Source organism: Streptomyces sp. NPDC006174, assembly GCF_040614075.1.
Taxonomy (GTDB): Bacteria; Actinomycetota; Actinomycetes; order Streptomycetales; family Streptomycetaceae; genus Streptomyces.
Genome location: NZ_JBEXTJ010000016.1, coordinates 83,560 through 101,904, shown reverse-complemented (window position 1 = coordinate 101,904; position 18,345 = coordinate 83,560). Strand labels below are relative to the sequence as shown.

Annotated in this window: 19 protein-coding genes; 5 read left to right on the top strand and 14 right to left on the bottom strand. The window is 69.9% G+C overall.

What is annotated here, in order from left to right:
• Positions 1 to 113: 113 nt before the first annotated feature.
• Positions 114 to 935 carry a phosphatase PAP2 family protein gene (locus ABZ267_RS29650; RefSeq protein ID WP_356752795.1) on the top strand — a complete coding sequence of 274 codons (822 nt, stop codon included), beginning with the start codon at positions 114 to 116 and terminating at the stop codon, positions 933 to 935.
• Here ABZ267_RS29650 and ABZ267_RS29645 read toward each other — a convergent pair.
• The 11 genes from ABZ267_RS29645 to ABZ267_RS29595 form a co-directional block, all read right to left on the bottom strand.
• Complete coding sequence (locus tag ABZ267_RS29645) at positions 889 to 1,344, bottom strand: hypothetical protein (RefSeq protein ID WP_356752793.1); 456 nt, start codon at positions 1,342 to 1,344, stop codon at positions 889 to 891. The two genes, ABZ267_RS29650 and ABZ267_RS29645, sit on opposite strands and share 47 nt — an antisense overlap.
• Positions 1,278 to 1,712, bottom strand: coding sequence for a hypothetical protein (locus tag ABZ267_RS29640; RefSeq protein WP_356752898.1), 435 nt, complete (start codon positions 1,710 to 1,712; stop codon positions 1,278 to 1,280). The genes ABZ267_RS29645 and ABZ267_RS29640 overlap by 67 nt, the downstream gene beginning before the upstream one ends.
• Before the next feature lie 132 nt (positions 1,713 to 1,844).
• Positions 1,845 to 2,135: a hypothetical protein gene (locus ABZ267_RS29635; protein WP_356752791.1), complete on the bottom strand. Its 291-nt coding sequence runs from the start codon at positions 2,133 to 2,135 to the stop codon at positions 1,845 to 1,847.
• A 163-nt stretch (positions 2,136 to 2,298) separates the two neighbouring features.
• Complete coding sequence (locus ABZ267_RS29630; RefSeq protein WP_356752790.1) at positions 2,299 to 4,125, bottom strand: glycoside hydrolase family 18 protein; 1,827 nt, start codon at positions 4,123 to 4,125, stop codon at positions 2,299 to 2,301.
• A 117-nt stretch (positions 4,126 to 4,242) separates the two neighbouring features.
• Complete coding sequence (locus ABZ267_RS29625) at positions 4,243 to 4,707, bottom strand: hypothetical protein (protein ID WP_356752788.1); 465 nt, start codon at positions 4,705 to 4,707, stop codon at positions 4,243 to 4,245.
• Between the two features lie 138 nt (positions 4,708 to 4,845).
• Positions 4,846 to 6,246: an FAD-dependent oxidoreductase gene (locus ABZ267_RS29620; protein WP_356752786.1), complete on the bottom strand. Its 1,401-nt coding sequence runs from the start codon at positions 6,244 to 6,246 to the stop codon at positions 4,846 to 4,848.
• 38 nt (positions 6,247 to 6,284) lie between these two features.
• Positions 6,285 to 7,088 (bottom strand): ABC transporter permease, encoded by an 804-nt coding sequence (locus ABZ267_RS29615; RefSeq protein WP_356752784.1) that lies wholly within the window; start codon positions 7,086 to 7,088, stop codon positions 6,285 to 6,287.
• Positions 7,088 to 8,029: an ABC transporter permease gene (locus ABZ267_RS29610; RefSeq protein ID WP_356752782.1), complete on the bottom strand. Its 942-nt coding sequence runs from the start codon at positions 8,027 to 8,029 to the stop codon at positions 7,088 to 7,090. The genes ABZ267_RS29615 and ABZ267_RS29610 overlap by 1 nt, the downstream gene beginning before the upstream one ends.
• The gene (locus ABZ267_RS29605) at positions 8,026 to 9,180 is read right to left on the bottom strand and encodes an ABC transporter ATP-binding protein (protein ID WP_356752780.1); all 1,155 of its coding nucleotides are present in this window, start codon (positions 9,178 to 9,180) and stop codon (positions 8,026 to 8,028) included. Before ABZ267_RS29605 ends, ABZ267_RS29610 begins: the two co-directional genes overlap by 4 nt.
• Positions 9,181 to 9,251: 71 nt before the next feature.
• Positions 9,252 to 10,499, bottom strand: coding sequence for a spermidine/putrescine ABC transporter substrate-binding protein (locus ABZ267_RS29600; RefSeq protein WP_356752778.1), 1,248 nt, complete (start codon positions 10,497 to 10,499; stop codon positions 9,252 to 9,254).
• Between the two features lie 63 nt (positions 10,500 to 10,562).
• Complete coding sequence (locus tag ABZ267_RS29595) at positions 10,563 to 12,077, bottom strand: gamma-aminobutyraldehyde dehydrogenase (RefSeq protein WP_356752777.1); 1,515 nt, start codon at positions 12,075 to 12,077, stop codon at positions 10,563 to 10,565.
• 207 nt (positions 12,078 to 12,284) lie between these two features.
• Here ABZ267_RS29595 and ABZ267_RS29590 point away from each other — a divergent pair, with 207 nt between their 5' ends.
• Entirely contained in the window at positions 12,285 to 12,833 is a 549-nt protein-coding gene (locus ABZ267_RS29590; RefSeq protein ID WP_356752775.1) for an NADAR family protein, read from the top strand.
• Between the two features lie 127 nt (positions 12,834 to 12,960).
• Here the strand turns inward: ABZ267_RS29590 and ABZ267_RS29585 are convergent, their stop codons facing one another.
• The gene (locus ABZ267_RS29585; protein WP_356752773.1) at positions 12,961 to 13,656 is read right to left on the bottom strand and encodes a DUF4190 domain-containing protein; all 696 of its coding nucleotides are present in this window, start codon (positions 13,654 to 13,656) and stop codon (positions 12,961 to 12,963) included.
• 138 nt (positions 13,657 to 13,794) lie between these two features.
• On the opposite strand from ABZ267_RS29585, the gene ABZ267_RS29580 reads away from it, so the two are divergent.
• The 3 genes from ABZ267_RS29580 (at position 13,795) to ABZ267_RS29570 (ending at position 16,473) form a co-directional block, all read left to right on the top strand.
• Positions 13,795 to 14,829: an adenosine deaminase gene (locus ABZ267_RS29580; protein ID WP_356752771.1), complete on the top strand. Its 1,035-nt coding sequence runs from the start codon at positions 13,795 to 13,797 to the stop codon at positions 14,827 to 14,829.
• Between the two features lie 68 nt (positions 14,830 to 14,897).
• Positions 14,898 to 15,611 carry a glycerophosphodiester phosphodiesterase gene (locus ABZ267_RS29575; protein ID WP_356752769.1) on the top strand — a complete coding sequence of 238 codons (714 nt, stop codon included), beginning with the start codon at positions 14,898 to 14,900 and terminating at the stop codon, positions 15,609 to 15,611.
• A 58-nt stretch (positions 15,612 to 15,669) separates the two neighbouring features.
• Positions 15,670 to 16,473: an SAM-dependent methyltransferase gene (locus ABZ267_RS29570; RefSeq protein ID WP_356752767.1), complete on the top strand. Its 804-nt coding sequence runs from the start codon at positions 15,670 to 15,672 to the stop codon at positions 16,471 to 16,473.
• Between the two features lies 1 nt (position 16,474).
• Here the strand turns inward: ABZ267_RS29570 and ABZ267_RS29565 are convergent, their stop codons facing one another.
• Both ABZ267_RS29565 and ABZ267_RS29560 read right to left on the bottom strand, forming a co-directional pair.
• Positions 16,475 to 17,005 (bottom strand): hypothetical protein, encoded by a 531-nt coding sequence (locus ABZ267_RS29565; RefSeq protein WP_356752765.1) that lies wholly within the window; start codon positions 17,003 to 17,005, stop codon positions 16,475 to 16,477.
• A 54-nt stretch (positions 17,006 to 17,059) separates the two neighbouring features.
• Complete coding sequence (locus ABZ267_RS29560) at positions 17,060 to 18,223, bottom strand: spermidine/putrescine ABC transporter substrate-binding protein (RefSeq protein ID WP_356752763.1); 1,164 nt, start codon at positions 18,221 to 18,223, stop codon at positions 17,060 to 17,062.
• Positions 18,224 to 18,345: the final 122 nt, after the last annotated feature.

The window sequence follows — 18,345 nt, the reverse complement described above, 5'->3', positions numbered from 1 at the left end:
CGTCACCGCCGTACGGCATCCGGGTGAGGGCGTGTGAAGAAGGTGTGCGGGGGCGATGGCGGGTGGCGGCTGCGGCTGTCGGCCGCTCCTCCGCTGCCGTACGGTTTCCGCAGATGAGAGAAACACATCGCCCACGGGAAACCGCGGGTGATTCCGGGTCGGGGCTTCCCCAGCACCGTTCCGGGCGTGCCCTCGGGCACGACGCCGGAGCCTCGTGCTCCGGGACTCCTCACCGATCGGACGGCCGCCCGCCCCACACCCCCCGGGGCGCGCGGCGACCCGGTCCCGCCGGCCATCCCGGAACAACCCCCCCTGTTCCCGGGTGGCCGGCCTCTCTCTTTCTCGGCGTCCTGCTGACACTGTTCGCGCTGATCACCTGGCAGGTGGCGGCCGACGGTCCGCTGGTCCGGCTGGACGAACGCGTCGGCGAGAGCCTCTTCCAGCGCGGCCCGGCCGCTCTGACCCAGCTCTTCTCCGACCTCGGCGGTGCGCCGGTGGCGCTCCCGGTGGTCGTCTGCGCGATGGCGTACGCGCTCTGGCGCGGTGCCCGGCGGCTGCCGGTATACGCGGCCCTCACCATGGCGGCCGTCCCGGCGCTGGTGATCCCACTGAAGGTGGCCACCGCCCGGCAGGGCCCGCTGACCGAGGCCGTCAACTACTACCCGTCCGGCCATACGGCGACGGCGGCGGTGGCGTACGGGGCCTCGGCGCTGCTCCTCCTCGCGGCGGACCGGCCGGCGTGGCCGCGCGCGTGGATGCCGCCCGCCGCCGCTCTCCTGCTGACGGCGGCGACGGGCGTCGGTCTGGTGCTGCACGGCTACCACTGGCCGCTGGACGTGCTGGCGAGCTGGTGCCTGGGGCCTGTGCTGCTGGCGCCGCTGTGGTGGGTCAGCCGTCGGCAGCGGCGGCGAGAAGAGCCGCCAGCCACTCGGTGAGCTCCGGGATGTCGTGGTCGATCGTCGCGAAGTGGATGCCGAGCGGCTCGTCGGCGGGGACGGCGCCGGGCTCGTAACGCCGGTAGTGGATGTTCCCGCGTTCGCTGTTCGTCACGGTGAGTTCCTCGACCAGGGCGTCGGTGCCCATCAGCGGTGCGGGGTCGGCGCGGACGCGTTCGTCGTCGGCGGCCTGGACGATGCGGACCGGGACGGTGAGGGTCAGGTCCGGGTTCATCGCCGCCACCTGGCGGTCGAACTTCTCCTGGTCGGGGTTGGGCGCTGCGGGGTAGCCGGGGCGGAACTGCTCGGTGCCCTTGATGCCGCCCCAGGAGTCGGTGCGGCTCAGTCCGGCGCGGGAGCGGTGCCGTACGTGGGGCCAGAACTGCTCGAACGCATGGTGTGAGAGCACCTGTTCCGGGTCGATCGTGGGGTCGCCGCCGAGAGCACCGGCGAGGATGAGCGGTGTGAACGCGAGGCCGGAGTTCGTCTGGTCGAGGCCGGCTCCGGCCCGGACCAGGCCCAGGAGGTGGTTGGCGGGCGCGATCGCGCAGACGCCCGTGAGCCCTGCGACCGGCCGGGAGCGTGGTGGGCCGCGAACAGGGCCGCCTGGCCGCCCTGCGAATGGCCGACGATCGCGAACCGCTTCCCGATCTCGCCCGGGAACAGCCTCCGTGCGGTCGTCACGATGTCGAGGACGCCCATCGCCTCGGAGCGGCCGCAGAGGTAGGGATGCAGTCGCTGTGCCGTACCGGTGCCCAGCGCCTCGTAGTCCGTCATCGCGACGGCCCAGCCCTGGTCCAGGAAGTGGCCGAGCAGCCTGAGCGGATAGGCGTTCATGGGTGAGGCGCCGGTGTCGCCGCGGTCCCGTGAGGGCGCGCAGCGGTTGGCCACGCCCACCGTGCCGTGGGCTTAGCTGATCAGCGGGTAGCCGCCGGCGGGGACCGGGTGGGCGGTGCGGTCCGGGAGGGCGGTGCGGTCCGGGAGGGCGATGGTGCCCGAGGTGGTGACCGGGCTGCCGTCGGCGGCCTCGGAACGGTGGAGGACCAGCCAGTTCTCGCCGCCGGGCACGGTTGCGGCGGGGTTGTCCAGGAGGCGGGCGCGGATCGGGTCGCCGGGTGTGCCGTCGGGCAGGGGTACCGGCGGGGTGTGGAACGCGTCCCCTGCGGGGGCGTCGGCCGCGAGAAGTGACCCCGTACTCACATGCTGTCCTTTCTCGAACGCGGCGGGCGGGAGCGCTTCCCCGCGTCGTGATCACCCTAGGAAGGGCAGGACGGCATGGATGATGCCCGTCGCCGCGATCCTCTTCACCCCGGCGACGGGCATCGGTCTGGTGGGTACCTCAGAGGCACCTCGAAGGGTTACCTCAGCTACCGAAGTACGAGTCGAAGTTGCGGGAGAACTCCCAGTTGTTGAACCGGTCCCAGTTGATCGACCAGGTCATCAGGCCGCGCAGGTCGGTCCAGGTCCCGTGGGTCTGGTAGGAGCCGCAGTCGGTCTTCTTGATCAGGCAGTTGAGCGCCTTGTTGACCTCGGCCGGCGAGGTGTGGCCGTTGCCCGCCTGGGTGGAGGCCGGGAGGCCGATGGCGACCTGATCGGGGCGCAGGCCCGGGAAGACGCGGCTGGTGTTGCCCGCGACCGGGAAGCCGGCGAGCAGCATGTCGGTCATGGCGATGTGGAAGTCCGCGCCGCCCATCGAGTGGTACTGGTTGTCCAGGCCCATGATCGGGCCCGAGTTGTAGTCCTGGACGTGGAGCAGGGTCAGGTCGTCGCGCAGGGCGTGGATGACCGGCAGGTAGGCGCCGGCGCGCGGGTCCTGGCCGCCCCAGGGGCCGGAGCCGTAGAACTGGTAGCCCAGCTGCACGAAGAAGGTCTCGGGCGCCATCGTCAGGACGAAGCCGGATCCGTACTTCGCCTTGAGGGTCTTCACCGCGGAGATCAGGTTGACGATCACCGGTGAGGTCGGCGAGCGGAAGTCGGTGTCGCCGGTGTTCAGCGAGAGCGAGTGGCCCTCGAAGTCGATGTCCAGGCCGTCCAGGCCGTAGGTGTCGATGATCTTCGAGACCGAGGTGACGAAGGCGTCCCGGGCGGCGGTGGAGGCGAGCTGCACCTGGCCGTTCTGGCCGCCGATGGAGATCAGCACCTTCTTGCCCGCCGCCTGCTTGGCCTTGATGGCGGCCTTGAACTCCGCCTCGGACTCGACGTTCGGGCACTCGGCGACCGGGCAGAGCGAGAAGCGGATGTCGCCGGAGGTGACGGAGGTCGGCTCACCGAACGCGAGGTTGATGACGTCCCAGGAGGCGGGCACGTCCGCCATGCGGGTGTAACCGGAGCCGTTGGCGAAGCTGGAGTGGAGGTAGCCGACCAGCGCCCGCGCGGGGAGCTTGGTGTCGCCGCCGCCTCCGCCGCCCGGCGTGGTGGTCGCGGTGACGGCGGCCGACTTCGCGGACTCGCCGGCCGCGTTGGTGGCGGTGACCTGGAAACTGTACGCGGTGGAGGCGGCCAGTCCGGTCACGGTGGCGGAGGGGCCGGTGGCCGTGGCCACCTTCGTACCGCCTCGGTAGACGTTGTAGCCGGTCGCGCCGGAGACGGCGTTCCAGGAGAGGGCGACCGAGGTGGAGGTGATCGCGGTGGTCTTCAGGCCGGCCGGGACCGCCGGGACGACCACGGGGTCGCCGCCGGGGCCGACGAGGGTGAGGTCGTCGACGTAGTGGGCGGGAGTGCCGTACCAGCCATGGGTGTAGACGTTCACGGAGGTGGTGCCGGGACCGGTGGTGAAACTGGTGGTGAGCTGCTTCCAGGCGCCGGTGGACTGGGTCCAGGTGGAGACGTCGGTGGTGCCGGTGCCGGTGGCGCCGAGGTAGACCGGGCTGCCCTGCACCCAGGCGCTCAGCGTGTAGCGGGAGTCGGGCTTGACCGTGACCGCCTGGGAGCACCTGGCGTTGTCGTTGCCCGCCGGGGTCGCCTTGAGGGCCTTCGTACCGCTGCGTACGGGGGTGGAGACGGCCGCTCCGCTGCCCGCGGTGCAGCTCCAGCCGTCGAGACCGGCCTCGAAACCGCCGTTGCGCGCCACATCCACGTCCGCCGCGCTCGCCGCCGGCGCCGTGGCGACCAGGGCACCGGCGGCGAGCACTGCGGCCGTACAGGTGGCCAGAAGTCCGGAAAATCTGACGGTTGGTCCGGTGCGTTCCACAACAGCCTCCGTGCAGGGGGGAATTGGGTGTGGCGTGCGCACAACATGGTCCAGACCAATCAGGTTGTCAAGACCTCTGGCAGTGAGCTCACCCCCTGCGCGGCCTCCGGCGGCGGGTCATCCTCCCTGCCGGCCGTCCTGCGCGGCGGCTCCGGCCGCCTCGTGCATCGCCAGCTCCAGCAGCGCCGCGTCCGTGAGGGTCCCCGAGCCGTCCGGCGGGATCAGCCACCGCACTCCTCCGGCCGCCCGGCCCGGATGCGGAACGACGATCCAGGTGCCGGGGCCCGCGCCGCGGATGCCGGTACCGAGCCAGCGGGACGCGGTGCCCGGCGGGACGAAGAAGCCCATGCGGGATTCACCGAAGTCGGCGAGGACCGGTCCGGGCCGGTCGATGAGACGGGTGAGCACGTCGAGCGTCGGATAACCCAGCTCCCCCGGCAGGATCAGCACGTCCCAGCGCTTGCCGGCGGGCAGGAGCGCGGTCCCCTGCGGGTTGCGCTCCCACTCCCACCGGCAGGCGCCCGGATCCGGTGCCACCGATGTGAGCCACTCGACCGCGGCCCTGGTCTCCGAGCCAGTCATGACCGGCCTCCCGTTGACGTGGAACACCGGCAGGGTCCTGCCGGTGCGTACACGTGCGAGAGAGCGTCGGGCGCGAACTATGACGCGGGTTCTGGCTACTTGTTGGTAGTGAAGTGGGTCACACTGTTGGACGGAGTGTCAGCTGTCGAAGCCGAGACCGAGCTTGTCCATGGTCTTCAACCACAGATTGCGGTGCCCGCCGTTGCTGTCGGCGTGAGCGAGAGACCTCTTGGTGATCTCGATCCCGGCCCACGCGAACGGCTCCGGCGGGAACGGCATCGGCTTCGAGCGGACCATTTCCAGCCGGGTCCGCTCGGTCTCCTCACCGTCGAGCAGATCGAGCATCACCTCGGCCCCGAAACGTGTGGAGCCGACGCCGAGTCCCGTATATCCGGCGGCGTACGCGACCCGTCGCTGATGGGCCGTACCGAAGAAAGCCGTGAAGCGCGAACAGGTGTCGATCGCCCCGCCCCAGGCGTGCGAGAAATGCACTCCGGAAAGCTGCGGAAAACAGTCGAAGAACTGCTCCGCGAGTTTCAGGAACGTCTCCGGCCGCTGGTCCAGATCGGCGCTGAGCCGACCTCCGTACGGATAGATCGCGTCATATCCGCCCCACAGGATCCGGTTGTCCGCGGAGAGCCGGAAGTAATGGAACTGATTCGCGCTGTCGCCGAGTCCTTGGCGGCCCTTCCAGCCGATGGATTCCAGCTGCTCGGGCGTGAGCGGTTCGGTCATCAGCGCGTAGTCGTAGACCGGCACGGTGTACGGGCGGACCCGCTTGACCAGCGACGGGAAGATGTTGGTGCCGAGCGCGACGCGACGGGCGAAGATGCGACCGTACGGTGTACGCACCGCCATCCCGGATCCGGAGCGCACGAGGTCGAGGCCCCGCGTGTGCTCGTAGATCCGTACGCCCAGCTCCTGGCAGGCCCGCTTCAGGCCCCAGGCGAGCTTGGCCGGGTGCAGCATCGCGACGCCGTTCCGGTCCCAGAGGCCGCCGAGGAAGGTCGGTGAATCGACCTCGGCGCGCAGCGCGTCGCGGTCCAGGAAGTCCACGCCGGTGATGCCGAGCCTGACGATCTCCTCGTGCCATTCCCGCAGCTCTTCGAGCTGGTGCGGCTCGGTGGCCACATCGATCTCGCCGGTCCGCTCGAACTCGCAGTCGATGCCGTAGCGGGCGACGGCGGCCTCGATGGCGTCGAGGTTCCGCGCGCCCAGCTCCTCCAGCTGCGCGATCTCGTCCGGCCACCGCTCCACGCCGTTGGCCAGGCCGTGGGTGAGGGAGGCGGCGCAGAAACCGCCGTTGCGGCCCGAGGCGGCCCAGCCCACCTCGTGCCCCTCGATGAGGACGACGTCCCGGTCGGGGTCGCGCTCCTTGGCGATGAGTGCGGTCCACAGGCCGCTGTAGCCACCGCCGATGACCAGGAGATCGGTCTGCTCGTCACCGGTGAGAGCCGGCAGCGCGTCGGGTTTGGCCGGGTCGTCCAGCCAGTAGGAGACCGGCTTGGCGCCGGAGAGTGATGGGGCAGCGATACTCATGGCAGCTGGGGCCATGGTTTCCAACTCCTTCAGGACTTTCAGGTTCGAGCGTTGCTCCGCCGACGGCTTGCGATGAGCTGGCCGACGAGGACCATCGTTACCGCAATGATGAACATCGCGGTGCCGATGACGTTGATCTGGACGGGCGTGCCGCGCTGTGCCGATCCCCAGACGAACATGGGGAAGGTGACGGTGGAGCCCGCGTTGAAATTCGTGATGATGAAATCGTCGAAGGAGAGCGCGAAGGCGAGCAGCGCTCCCGCCGCGATTCCCGGTGCGGCGATCGGAAGGGTCACCCGTACGAAAGTCTGCACGGGGCCCGCATAAAGGTCGCGGGCGGCTTCTTCCAGTCTCGGGTCCATCGACATGACGCGCGCCTTGACGGCGGTCACCACGAAGCTGAGGCAGAACATGATGTGCGCGATCAGCACGGTCCAGAAGCCGAGCTGCGCCCCCATGTTCAGGAAGAGCGTGAGCAGGGACGCGGCCATGACGACTTCAGGCATCGCCATCGGCAGGAAGATCAGCGAGCTGATCGCGCCGCGCGCCCGGAAGCGGTAGCGGACCAGCGCGAAGGCGACCGCCGTGCCGAGCGCGGTGGCCCCGAGCGTCGCCCAGAACGCGATCTGGAGCGAGAGCGAGAGCGATCCGCAGAGGTCGGCGACACCGCAGGGGTCCTTCCAGGCGTCCAGCGAGAACCGCTGCCACTCGTAGTTGAAGCGGCCGTTGGGCTTGTTGAACGAGAACACCATCACGACGACGTTCGGCAGGATCATGTACGCGAGGGTCAGCAGACCCGCGATGACGATCAGGTTCCGGCGTATCCAGCGCAGTACGGGCATCAGACCAGGTCCTCCGTCCCGGAGCGGCGGATGTAGAAGGTGACCATCAGCAGGACGATCGCCATGAGGATGAACGAGAGCGCGGCGGCCGTCGGATAGTCCAGGACCCGCAGGAACTGGCTCTGGATGACGCTGCCGACCATCTTGGTGTCGGTGGAACCGAGCAGCTCCGCGTTGACGTAGTCACCGCTGGCCGGGATGAAGGTCAGCAGGGTGCCGGAGACCACACCGGGCATGGAGAGCGGGAACGTCACCTTGCGGAAGGTGGTGGCAGGCGTGGCGTAGAGGTCGCCCGCCGCCTCGTGCAGCCGGCCGTCGATCCGCTCCAGCGAGGTGTAGAGCGGCAGGATCATGAACGGCAGGAAGTTGTACGTCAGACCGCAGACGACCGCCATCGGCGTGGCGAGGACCCGGTTGGACTCGGTCCAGCCGAGCCAGCTGGTGACGTCCAGGACGTGCAGCGTGTTGAGCACGTCCACGACCGCGCCGCCGTCGGCGAGGATCGTCTTCCACGCCAGCGTACGGATGAGGAAGCTGGTGAAGAACGGCGCGATGACCAGCACCAGCACCAGGTTGCGCCAGCGGCCCGCCTTGAAGGCGATGAGGTAGGCGAGCGGGTAGCCGAGGAGCAGGCAGAGGATCGTGGCGGTGCCGGCGTACAGCAGGGACCGGATGAACTGCGGGTAGTACTCGCGCAGCGCGTCCACGTACGTCTGGAAGTGCCAGGTGACCTCGAAGCCCTGCTCCAGCGAGCCGGTCTGTACGGAGGTGGAGGCCTGGTAGACCAGCGGCAGCGCGAAGAAGACGAGCAGCCAGAGGATACCGGGAAGCAGCAGCCAGTACGGGATGAGGCGTTTACGGGTGGAGGGCTTGCGGAGCGTGAGCTTCCGGGGCTCCTCGGGCTGTGGAGAGGGCGCGGTCGGCGCTTCGGTGAGGCTCACTCCGCGTCCTCCACGCTGGTGGCGCCCGCGTCGATGTCCTGGGCGGCGTCGAGGCCGAAGGTGTGGGCCGGGTTCCAGTGCAGGACGACCTCGGCGCCGGGAGTGAGTCGCGTACGCCGGTCGACGTTCTGCTCGTACACCTGGAGGGCCGTTCCGGCCGGGCTCTCGACCACGTACTGCGTGGAGACGCCGATGAAGCTGGAGTCGGTGATGCGGCCGGTGACGCGGTTACGGCCTGCGGCGATGGCATCGGCGTCGTCCGCGTGGGCCAGGGATATCTTCTCGGGCCGGATGCCGAGGAGCAGCCGGCCGCCGCTGGTGGTCGGCGCCGAACACCGCTCGCGAGGCAGCGTGAGCTTCCCGCCGCCCGCCGCGACCACCAGGTCCTCGCCGGTCGAGACGATCTCGCCCGCGATGAGGTTGGAGGTACCGAGGAAGTTGGCGACGAAGGTGGTGCGCGGGTTCTCGTAGAGGTCGGCGGGCGCGCCGAGCTGTTCGACGCGGCCTCCGTTCATCACCGCGACCGTGTCGGCCATGGTCATGGCCTCCTCCTGGTCGTGCGTGACGTGCACGAAGGTGATGCCGACCTCGGTCTGGATGCGCTTCAGCTCCAGCTGCATCTGGCGGCGGAGCTTGAGGTCGAGCGCACCGAGCGGTTCGTCGAGCAGCAGGACCTGCGGATGGTTGATGAGCGCGCGGGCCACGGCGACGCGCTGCTGCTGGCCACCGGAGAGCTGATGCGGTTTGCGGCGGGCGAAGTCGCCGAGCTGGACCAGCTCCAGCATGTCGTCGACCTGCTTCTTCACCGACTTGATGCCGCGCCGGCGCAGGCCGAAAGCGACGTTCTCGGTGATGTCCAGGTGCGGGAAGAGCGCGTAGCTCTGGAAGACGGTGTTGACCGGCCGCTTGTACGGCGGCAGGTCGGTGATGTCCTTGCCGCCGAGGAAGACCGTGCCGGTGGTGGCCTCCTCCAGCCCGGCGATCATCCGCAGGGTGGTGGTCTTGCCGCAGCCTGAGGCGCCGAGCAGAGCGAAGAACGAGCCCTGCGGGACGGTCAGATCGAGCGGCTGTACGGCGGTGAAGGAGTTGTAGGTCTTGCTGATCCCGACGAGGCGGACATCGCCGCCCGCGGTCTGCTGCTGCTGTGTCATGGGTCGCGGTCCCAGTGTGTTCGGGGGAGTTCGGAGAGAGGCGGGGCCGGTAGGTACCGGCGGTTGCCGGGTCAGGCGCCGATGAGCTTGGCGAACTTCTCTTCGTACGCCGTCTCTTCCTCCGCGCTCAGGGAGCGGAAGGAGCGGGACTTCGCCGCCATCTCCTTGTCGGGGAGGATCAGCGTGTTGGAGGCCATCGACTCGTCGATCTTGGCGAGTTCGTCGCGTACGCCGTCGACCGGGCAGACGTAGTTGATGTACGCGGCGAGCTGGGCGGCGACCGGCGGCTCGTAGTAGTAGTCGATGAGCTTCTCGGCGTTGGTCTTGTGCCGGGCCTGTGCGGGGACCAGGAGGCTGTCGCTGGAGGTGATGTATCCGGCGGCCGGGATCGCGTACTCGATGTCCGGGTTGTCGGCCTGGAGCTGGATGATGTCCCCGGCCCACGCGACGCAGGCGGCGATGTCGCCCTTGCTGAGGTCGGCGGTGTAGTCGTTGCCGGTGAAGCGGCGGATCTGCTTCTTGTCGACGGCCTTCTGGAGCCGGCCGATCGCGCCGTCGAAGTCGGCGTCGGTGAACTTGCCCGGGTCCTTGCCCTGGTCGAGCAGGGTCATGCCGACGGAGTCGCGCATCTCGGAGAGGAAGGAGACGCGGCCCTTGAGCTTCGGATCGTCGAGCAGCTGGGTGACGGAGTCGACCTTGCGGCCGCCGGTCGCCTTCTTGTTGTACGCGATGACCGTCGGGATGCCCGTCCACGGATAGGAGTAGGCGCGGCCGGGATCCCAGTCCGGGCTGCGGAACTGGGCGGAGACGTTGGCGAAGGCGTGCGGCAGGTTGGAGGCGTCGAGCTTCTGCGCCCAGCCGAGCCGGATGATCCGGGCGGCCAGCCAGTCGGTGACGCAGATGAGGTCGCGTCCGGTGTCCTGGCCCGCCGCGAGCTGCGGTTTGATCTTCCCGAAGAACTCGACGTTGTCGTTGATGTCCTCGGTGTACTTGACCTTGATGCCGGTGCGCTTCGTGAAGGCCGCGAGGGTGGGACGGGTCTTCTCGTCGTCGCTGACGTCCATGTACTCGGTCCAGTTGGAGAAGTTCACCACCTTCTCCTCGGCCGAGTGGTCGTCGGCGGCGGCTGCTCCCTCGGCGCGTCCGGCGGGCGGGATGCCGCAGGCGCCGAGGGTGGCTATCCCGCCGAGCGCGAGGGCGCCCATGCCGGAGGCCCGCAGCAGGGAACGGCGGGTGAGGGCGGCCCTGCCGTTGGTCAGGGAACGCCTCATGGCCGCCAGCTGGACCGGCGAGAGGCGCTCGGGCTCGTAACTCTCCATACGCTGTATGCCCTTTCGGGTGGGAGGCCGCAGGGCCCGTGGGCCCTTCCGGTGCGGCAGCTGCTATCGGTCCCCGAAGATCGTGCGGTGCCAGTCCTTGCGGGCGACCGCGGTGTTGTCGTACATGACGTGCTTGACCTGCGTGTACTCCTCGAAGGAGTACGCCGACATGTCCTTGCCGAAGCCGCTGGCCTTGTATCCGCCGTGCGGCATCTCGGAGAGGATCGGGATGTGGTCGTTCACCCACACACAGCCCGCCTGGATCTCGCGGGTGGCGCGGTTCGCGCGGTACAGGTCGCGGGTCCAGGCGGAGGCGGCCAGTCCGTACGGGGTGTCGTTGGCGAGCGCGATGCCCTCGTCGTCGGTGTCGAAGGGCAGCACCACGAGGACCGGGCCGAAGATCTCCGACTGGACGATCTCGCTGTCCTGAGCGGCGCCCGCGACTAGGGTCGGCCGGTAGTACGCGCCGTCCGCGAGGTCGCCGCCGGGCGCTTCGCCGCCGGTGACGACCTGGGCGTAGCCGCGGGCGCGCTCGACGAAGGCGGCGACGCGGTCGCGCTGGGCGTGGCTGATGAGGGGGCCGAGGTCGGTGGTGGCGGCGAAGGGGTCGCCGAGGCGGACGGTCTCCATGAGCGCGGCGACATCGCGGACGAAGGCGTCGTAGAGCGGGCGCTGGACGTAGGCGCGGGTGGCGGCGGTGCAGTCCTGGCCGGTGTTGATGAGCGATCCGGCGACCGCGCCGTGGACGGCGGCCTCCAGGTCGGCGTCGTCGAAGACCACGAAGGGCGCCTTGCCGCCGAGCTCCAGGTGGAGGCGCTTGACGGTGGCGGTGGCGATCTCCGCGACCCGCTTGCCGACGGCGGTGGAACCGGTGAAGGAGGTCATCACGACGTCCGGGTGGCCGACGAGGTGCTCGCCCGCCTCCTTGCCGGCGCCGGTGACGATGTTGATCACACCGTCGGGGATACCGGCCTCGGTGGCGGCCTGGGCGAACATCAGCGAGGTCAGCGGAGTGAGCTCGGCCGGCTTGAGGACGATGGTGTTGCCCGCGGCGACGGCCGGAAGGATCTTCCAGGCGGCCATCTGGAGCGGGTAGTTCCACGGAGCGATGGAGCCGACGACGCCGATCGCCTCGCGGCGTACGTACGAGGTGTGGTCGCCGTCGTACTCGGCCGCGGCCTTGCCCTCCAGGTGGCGGGCCGCGCCCGCGAAGAAGGCGGCGTTGTCGACCGTGCCGGGCACGTCGAACTCGGTGGAGAGCTTGACCGGCTTGCCGCACTGGAGGGACTCGGCGTACGCGAAGTCGTCGGCCTGCTCGGCGAGGACGGCGGCGAACCGGTGCAGGGCCTCGGAGCGCTCACCGGGAGTGGCGGCCGACCAGCCGGGGAAGGCGGCCCGGGCGGCGGCGACGGCCGCGTCCACGTCGTCGGTGCCCGCCAGCTCGTACCGCAGGACGCTCTCACCGGTCGCCGGGTTCACCACGTCGTGGTGGCGGCCGGACGTGCCCGGGAGCAGCTCGCCGCCGATGTACTGCGCACCTTCCGCGAAGCGGTCCTGAACCTGGAAGCCGTTGCTCATGACGCTCTCCTCCGCCGCTGTACCCGCTGAGCGGGGTCGGCGTAGCCTCTTCGTGAATTGAGTGCCGATCCTGACAGAGGGGTCCAGGCCCAACAAGTGATTCCGTTGTTGCCTTTTGGTTACGCGACGGAATCTGTCGACCATGTGTCGTGTCGGTGCGGAAATCCCCGTACGGAGTGTCAGTGGCGGATGCCACACTCACATGCCATGGGACCGATCGATGAGCTTGTGGCCGACGTGGGGCGGGGCAAGCGGGTGAAGTATCTGCCGTTCTGGGGCCACCGCCCGCGCCCGGACGGGCGGCTGGGCCCGAGTTGTCTGAGCCAGTGGTGGCCGTCGCCGTTCACGGTGGACGGCGTCACATACGCCAGCGCGGAGCACTGGATGATGACCGGCAAGGCGCGCCTCTTCGGCGATGCGGAGGCGGCGGAGGCGGCCGTCACGGCGACCAGCCCGGCGGCGGCGAAGAAGGCCGGGCGGCTGGTGCGCGGCTTCGACGACGACGTGTGGATACGGGAGCGCTTCGGCCTGGTCGTGGAAGGCAGCACGCACAAGTTCGGGCAGGACCCGGAGCTGGCCGGCTATCTGCTCTCCACCGGCGACCGGGTGCTGGTGGAGGCGTCTCCGCTGGACCGGATCTGGGGCATCGGGCTGGCGGCGGACGACGAGCGGGTGGAGCGGCCGCAGGAGTGGCAGGGGCTGAATCTGCTGGGGTTCGCGCTGATGGAGGCGCGGGAGCGGCTGCGGGCGGTTTAGCCCGGCTGCGGCCCCCTGTGGACCACGGAACTGCGGGCCATTCGGACCACGGATACGGCAGTGCCGCCCGGTCCGGCGGGGAGTGGTCCCTGCCGGACCGGGCGGCGGATGCCGTACGCGGCGGTGGCTAGACGCGGCCCTCGATGACCAGCGACGTGGCGAACGGGTCGTCGTCGTAGGTCTCGTCGAAGCTGGAGTCACCGTTGGCGATGGCCCAGATGATGAAGCCGAGGAGCACGGACCCGACGACGATGCCGACCGAGCCCGTGATGATCCCGGCGATCGCCATGCCCCGGTTGGTGGCCTCGCCGCGCTTGGCCCGGCCGAGGCCGATGAGGCCGAAGATCAGCGCCAGGATGCCGAGGATGATGTTCACCCCGTACATGCAGAAGCCGACGATCGAGATGATGCCGAGCACCAGCGCGGCCGTGCCGAGGCCGTTCGAGGGCTGCGGCCCCCACGGCTGCTGGCCGCCGTAGGCGTCGTAGCCCGGATAGCCGCCGTACGGCTGCGCCGGCGGGGCCGGGTAGCCGTAGTGCCCGGTGGCCGGGGGCGGCGGCGCCTGGTGGCCGGGACCGCCCGGGCCGATCGGCGGCGGCGGTACGGCCGAGGGCGGCGGGCCGAAGCCGCCGCCCGTCGGTATCGGGCCGGTGCCGTCGGCGGCGGGCCCCGCGCTCGGCATCGACGTCACGGTCGGCTGGTTGTGGACGGCGGGCGGCGGCGGAGCGGCGTCCTGCTTGCCCAGCTCCACCCTGCTGTCCGGCGGTGCCCACGGATCGCGCGGTGCGGCCCCGCCCCCGGGCTGCTCTGTGTTGTCTGACATGGGCCTCCCCCATCGTGGTCCCGTCATGCTACGGCCCGGTTCCACGCCACCTCACCCCGCCTACGATGATCGGTGCAGCCGGCCGGACACCTTCGGGGGCTCCGCCGACGTACACGCCAAATTGTGGGAGAGAGACACATGACCGATCCGCACCCCTTCATCGCCGGGCTGCCCAAGGCCGAGCTCCACGTCCACCACGTCGGGTCCGCCTCGCCGCGGATCGTCGCCGAACTGGCCGCCCGGCACCCGGACTCCAAGGTGCCGACCGACCCGGAGGCGCTGGCGGACTACTTCACCTTCACCGACTTCGCGCACTTCATCGAGGTCTACCTCTCGGTGGTGGACCTGATCCGCACCCCGGAGGACGTCCGGCTGCTCACCTTCGAGGTGGCCCGGGACATGGCACGGCAGAACATCCGGTACGCGGAGCTGACCGTGACCCCGTTCAGCTCGACCCGGCGCGGCATCCCGGAGGCGGCCTTCATGGAGGCCATCGAGGACGCCCGCAAGTCGGCCGAGTCCGAGCTGGGTGTCATCCTGCGCTGGTGCTTCGACATCCCGGGCGAGGCCGGGCTCCAGGCCGCCGAGGAGACCGCGCGGCTGGCGGTGGAGCGGCGGCCCGACGGGCTCGTCTCGTTCGGGCTCGGCGGGCCGGAGATCGGCGTGGAGCGACCGCAGTTCAAGCCGTACTTCGACCGGGCCATCGCCGAGGGCCTCCACTCGGTGCCGCACGCCGGTGAGACCACGGGACCGCAGACCATCTGGGACGCGCTCACCGAGCTGCGGGCCGAGCGCATCGGCCACGGCACCAGCGCCGTCCAGGACCCGAAGCTGCTGGAGCACCTGGCCGAGCACCGTATCGCCCTGGAGGTCTGCCCGACGTCGAACATCGCAACGCGCGCGGTCACCGACATCGAGCTCCACCCGATCCGCGAGATGGTCCAGGCGGGCGTGCTGGTCACGGTCAACAGCGACGACCCGCCGATGTTCGGCACCGACCTGAACAACGAGTACGGCGTCGCCGCCCGGCTGCTGAACCTGGACGAGCAGGGCATCGCGGGCCTCGCCAAGAACGCGGTGGAGGCCTCGTTCCTGGACCCGGCCGGCAAGCGGCAGCTGGCCGAGGAGATCGACACGTACACGGCGAACTGGCTCCGGGGCCCCGCCCGCTGACCCTGACACGTACCCGGAAATCCGCCTCCGGCACCCCGCCCGCCGCCCCCGGTCGTCACAATGGCCCCATGGCCGACACCACCACCCGCTTCACCGCCGTGGCGCACCGCGGCGATCCGTACCGGGCCCGCGAGAACACGCTGCCCTCGATCCGCTCCGCCCTCGACCGGGGGGCGGACGCGGTCGAGATCGACGTACGGGTGACCCGCGACGGCGTGCCCGTGCTGCTCCACGACACGACGCTGGAGCGGCTGTGGGGCCATGACCTGCGCCTGGACCGGCTGACCCACCAGGAGGTGCTGGAGCTGTCCGGCGGCGGGGTGCCGACCCTGCGCGACGCGCTGGAGGCCACCGAGGGACACCGGGTGATGGTGGACCTGCCCGGCGCCACGGACGCCTCGGTGAAGAAAGTCGTCGGTACGGTCCTGGAGTGCGGAGCGGGCGACCGGGCGTACTACTGCGCCGGCGCGGACGCGATGCTGCGGGTGCGCGCCGCGGACCCGGCCGCCGAGATCGCGCTGACCTGGAACACGCTCGCTCCGCCGCGCCCGGTCCTGCTGGCGGCGGTGAAGCCGCGCTGGCTGAACTACCGCTTCGGGCTCGTCAGCCGTGAACTGGCCGAGAGGGCGCACCGGGACGGGTTCCTCGTCTCCGCCTGGACGGCCGACACCAAGCGCACGATGCGCCGGCTGATCGAGCGGGGCGTCGACTCGATCACCACCAACCGGATCGACGCGCTGCACCAGGTACGCTCCAACTCCTCCGACCTCAGGGCCCCTTGATCGGTCCGGCATGATGGTCGGTGCCGTATCGCCGTACGGGTACCGAGGAGCAGCAGACGTGAGTGAGAACCGCATACGGGCCGCGGCCCCTGCCCGGATACGTTCCGATGTCGCGCACAACGCCCGGGTCTGGAACTACTGGCTCGGCGGCAAGGACCACTATCCGGTGGACCGCGCGGTCGGCGACCAGGTGACCGGGATGTACCCGAGCATCGGTGAAGTGGCCCGCGCCGACCGGGCGTTCCTCGGCCGGGCGGTGCGGCACCTGGCCGGGGACGTGGGCATCGAGCAGTTCCTGGACATCGGCACCGGCCTGCCGACGGCCGACAACACCCACGAGATCGCCCAGCACACCGCGCCGCACGCCCGGGTCGTCTATGTCGACAACGACCCGATCGTGCTGGCCCACGCACGGGCTCTGCTGAGCGGTTCGCTGGAGGGCGCGACGGAGTACGTGGACGCGGACGCGCACGATCCGGAGCGCATCCTGAAGGCGGCCGGGCGCACGCTGGACCTGGGCCGGCCGGTGGCGGTGATGATGCTCGGCATCCTCAACTTCGTGCTGGACACGGACGAGGCGCGCTCCATCGTCCGCACGCTGATGGCCGCCGTCCCCTCCGGCAGCCACCTGGTGCTCACCCATCCGACGCTGGAGCTGGGCGGCGAGGGCAACGAGGCGGCGATGCGCTTCTGGAACGAGAACGCCACTCCGCCGATCACCGCCCGGACCCGCGAGGAGGTCGCGTCGTTCCTGGACGGTCTCGACCCGCTGGAGCCGGGCATCGTCTCCTGCTCCCGCTGGCGTACGAACCCGCGGGAGCCGGAGGTCGCGCAGTTCGGCGTGGTGGCCCGGAAGCCGTGACTCAGACTGCTGCCGAAGCGGGCGTGGCGGCCGGTGCCCGCTCCAGCACCTCCAGCCGCTTGATCATGCGCCGCACGATCAGCAGCGGGATGACGCCGAAGACCCCGAAGGACATGTCGATCACGGTCCACCAGAACGGGATGTCGCGGATCGGACCGCAGATCAGCGCGAGCGGGATGATCCCGGCGCAGGCGATCATGCCGAACTCGATGACCCAGATGTTGCGGACCGGGTCGCGGTAGGGCCCGTAGAAGGCGACGGCGATGACCAGGTGGGCGAAGGCCAGCCAGTCGGTGCCGTACAGCATGAAGGGCTGGTCCCGCTCGATGGTGTCGAGGCCTTCGCGGACCCGGGTGATCCACTCCATCAGGCCCGGGAGGTGTTCGGGGACCGGGGTGGACCTCAGCAGTTCCTCGCCCCAGCGGAGTTCGGTGACGAGCGGGAAGGCGGTGAGCCCGCTCAGGACCAGACAGACGATGAAGAAGACCAACCACCTGCGTACACGCCGCGTGAGGGCGTGTCGCTCGCTCATATCCGCAGCGTACGCCCGCCTTTACATCATCTTCACAGCGCCCCTGGTACGGGTTCACAACCCGACGATGGCGTTCCACTTCTTGGCGAAGTCCGTCCGTTCCTCGGCGGTGATGTCGCGTGCGATGGCGAGCCGTTGGCGCATCGCGTCGTCGGGGAAGATCAGCGGATCCTCGGCGAGCGCGGCGGTGTCCTCGTCCTTGGACGAGGCGAGGACGTCACGGGCGGCGGGCACCGGGCAGACGTAGTTGACCCAGGTGGCGAGTTCGGCGGCGATCTCGGGGTCGTAGTAGTGGTCCACGAGGCGCTCCGCGTTGCGCTTGTGGCGGGCGAGGTTGGGGATCATCAGCGACTCGGCCCAGAGTTCGGCGCCCTCCTCCGGCACGACGAACTCGATGTCCGGGTTGTCCGCCTGGAGTTGGATGACATCACCGGAGTACGCCTGACAGGCCAGCACGTCGCCGGTGGAGAGGTCCTTGATGTAGTCGTTGCCGGTGAAGCGGCGGATGTGCTTGGAGCGGACGCGCTTCTCGATGTGCTCGCACATGGTGTGGAAGTCGTCGGCGGTCCACCGGGTGATGTCGACGCCGTCACCCTGCATCAACAGCGCGAACGACTCGTCGAGTCCGGAGAGCAACGTCACCTTGCCGCGCAGGTCGTCGGCCCACAGGTCGTTGGTGGAGCGGATCTCGCGGCCGAGGCGCTTGCGGTTGTACGCGATACCGGTGATCCCGGACTGCCACGGGACGCTGTGGCGCCGCCCGGCGTCGAAGGCGGGCGAACGCAGTTGCGGGTCCAGGTACTTGGCGACGTTCGGCTGCTTGGCCCGGTCCATCTCCTGGACCCAGCCGAGCCGGACGAAGCGGGCGGCCATCCAGTCGCTGATGACGATCAGGTCCCGCCCGGTCTGCTGGCGGTTCATCAGGGCCGGACTGATCTTGCCGAAGAACTCGTCGTTGTCGTTGATCTCCTCGGTGTACGTGACGGAGATCCCGGTCCGTTCGGTGAACGCGTCCAGCGTGGGCCGCTTCGAGGTGTTCTCGTCGTCGGTGTCAATGTAGAGCGGCCAGTTGGCGAAGTGCAGGGTGTGGTCGGTCGCGGAGCTGTCGCGTCCGGCCCGGTCTCCCGGCTCGACATAGGCGGCGGGCACCCCGCAGCCGGCCAGGGAGGCCCCGGCGGCCCCGGCCCCGAGGGCGCGCAGCAGGGAACGGCGGGACATGGGGTTCTTCGGGATCACTGGCACCCGCGCAGAATGCCTCTCGGCCACGGCGGCGGGCAATGGACCAAGCGTCCAGCGGGACGGGCCCGCCCCGCACACGTTGTCCAGAAAGCGCACGGCCC

Bases quoted from the DNA above. Each gene is read 5' to 3' on its own strand.
- ABZ267_RS29650 (WP_356752795.1), top strand. From the start codon at position 114: ATGAGAGAAACACATCGCCCACGGGAAACCGCGGGTGATTCCGGGTCG.
- ABZ267_RS29640 (WP_356752898.1), bottom strand. From the start codon at position 1,712: ATGACGGACTACGAGGCGCTGGGCACCGGTACGGCACAGCGACTGCAT.
- ABZ267_RS29625 (WP_356752788.1), bottom strand. From the start codon at position 4,707: ATGACTGGCTCGGAGACCAGGGCCGCGGTCGAGTGGCTCACATCGGTG.
- ABZ267_RS29620 (WP_356752786.1), bottom strand. From the start codon at position 6,246: ATGAGTATCGCTGCCCCATCACTCTCCGGCGCCAAGCCGGTCTCCTAC.
- ABZ267_RS29615 (WP_356752784.1), bottom strand. From the start codon at position 7,088: ATGCCCGTACTGCGCTGGATACGCCGGAACCTGATCGTCATCGCGGGT.
- ABZ267_RS29605 (WP_356752780.1), bottom strand. From the start codon at position 9,180: ATGACACAGCAGCAGCAGACCGCGGGCGGCGATGTCCGCCTCGTCGGG.
- ABZ267_RS29600 (WP_356752778.1), bottom strand. From the start codon at position 10,499: ATGGAGAGTTACGAGCCCGAGCGCCTCTCGCCGGTCCAGCTGGCGGCC.
- ABZ267_RS29595 (WP_356752777.1), bottom strand. From the start codon at position 12,077: ATGAGCAACGGCTTCCAGGTTCAGGACCGCTTCGCGGAAGGTGCGCAG.
- ABZ267_RS29590 (WP_356752775.1), top strand. From the start codon at position 12,285: ATGGGACCGATCGATGAGCTTGTGGCCGACGTGGGGCGGGGCAAGCGG.
- ABZ267_RS29585 (WP_356752773.1), bottom strand. From the start codon at position 13,656: ATGTCAGACAACACAGAGCAGCCCGGGGGCGGGGCCGCACCGCGCGAT.
- ABZ267_RS29580 (WP_356752771.1), top strand. From the start codon at position 13,795: ATGACCGATCCGCACCCCTTCATCGCCGGGCTGCCCAAGGCCGAGCTC.
- ABZ267_RS29575 (WP_356752769.1), top strand. From the start codon at position 14,898: ATGGCCGACACCACCACCCGCTTCACCGCCGTGGCGCACCGCGGCGAT.
- ABZ267_RS29565 (WP_356752765.1), bottom strand. From the start codon at position 17,005: ATGAGCGAGCGACACGCCCTCACGCGGCGTGTACGCAGGTGGTTGGTC.
- ABZ267_RS29560 (WP_356752763.1), bottom strand. From the start codon at position 18,223: ATGTCCCGCCGTTCCCTGCTGCGCGCCCTCGGGGCCGGGGCCGCCGGG.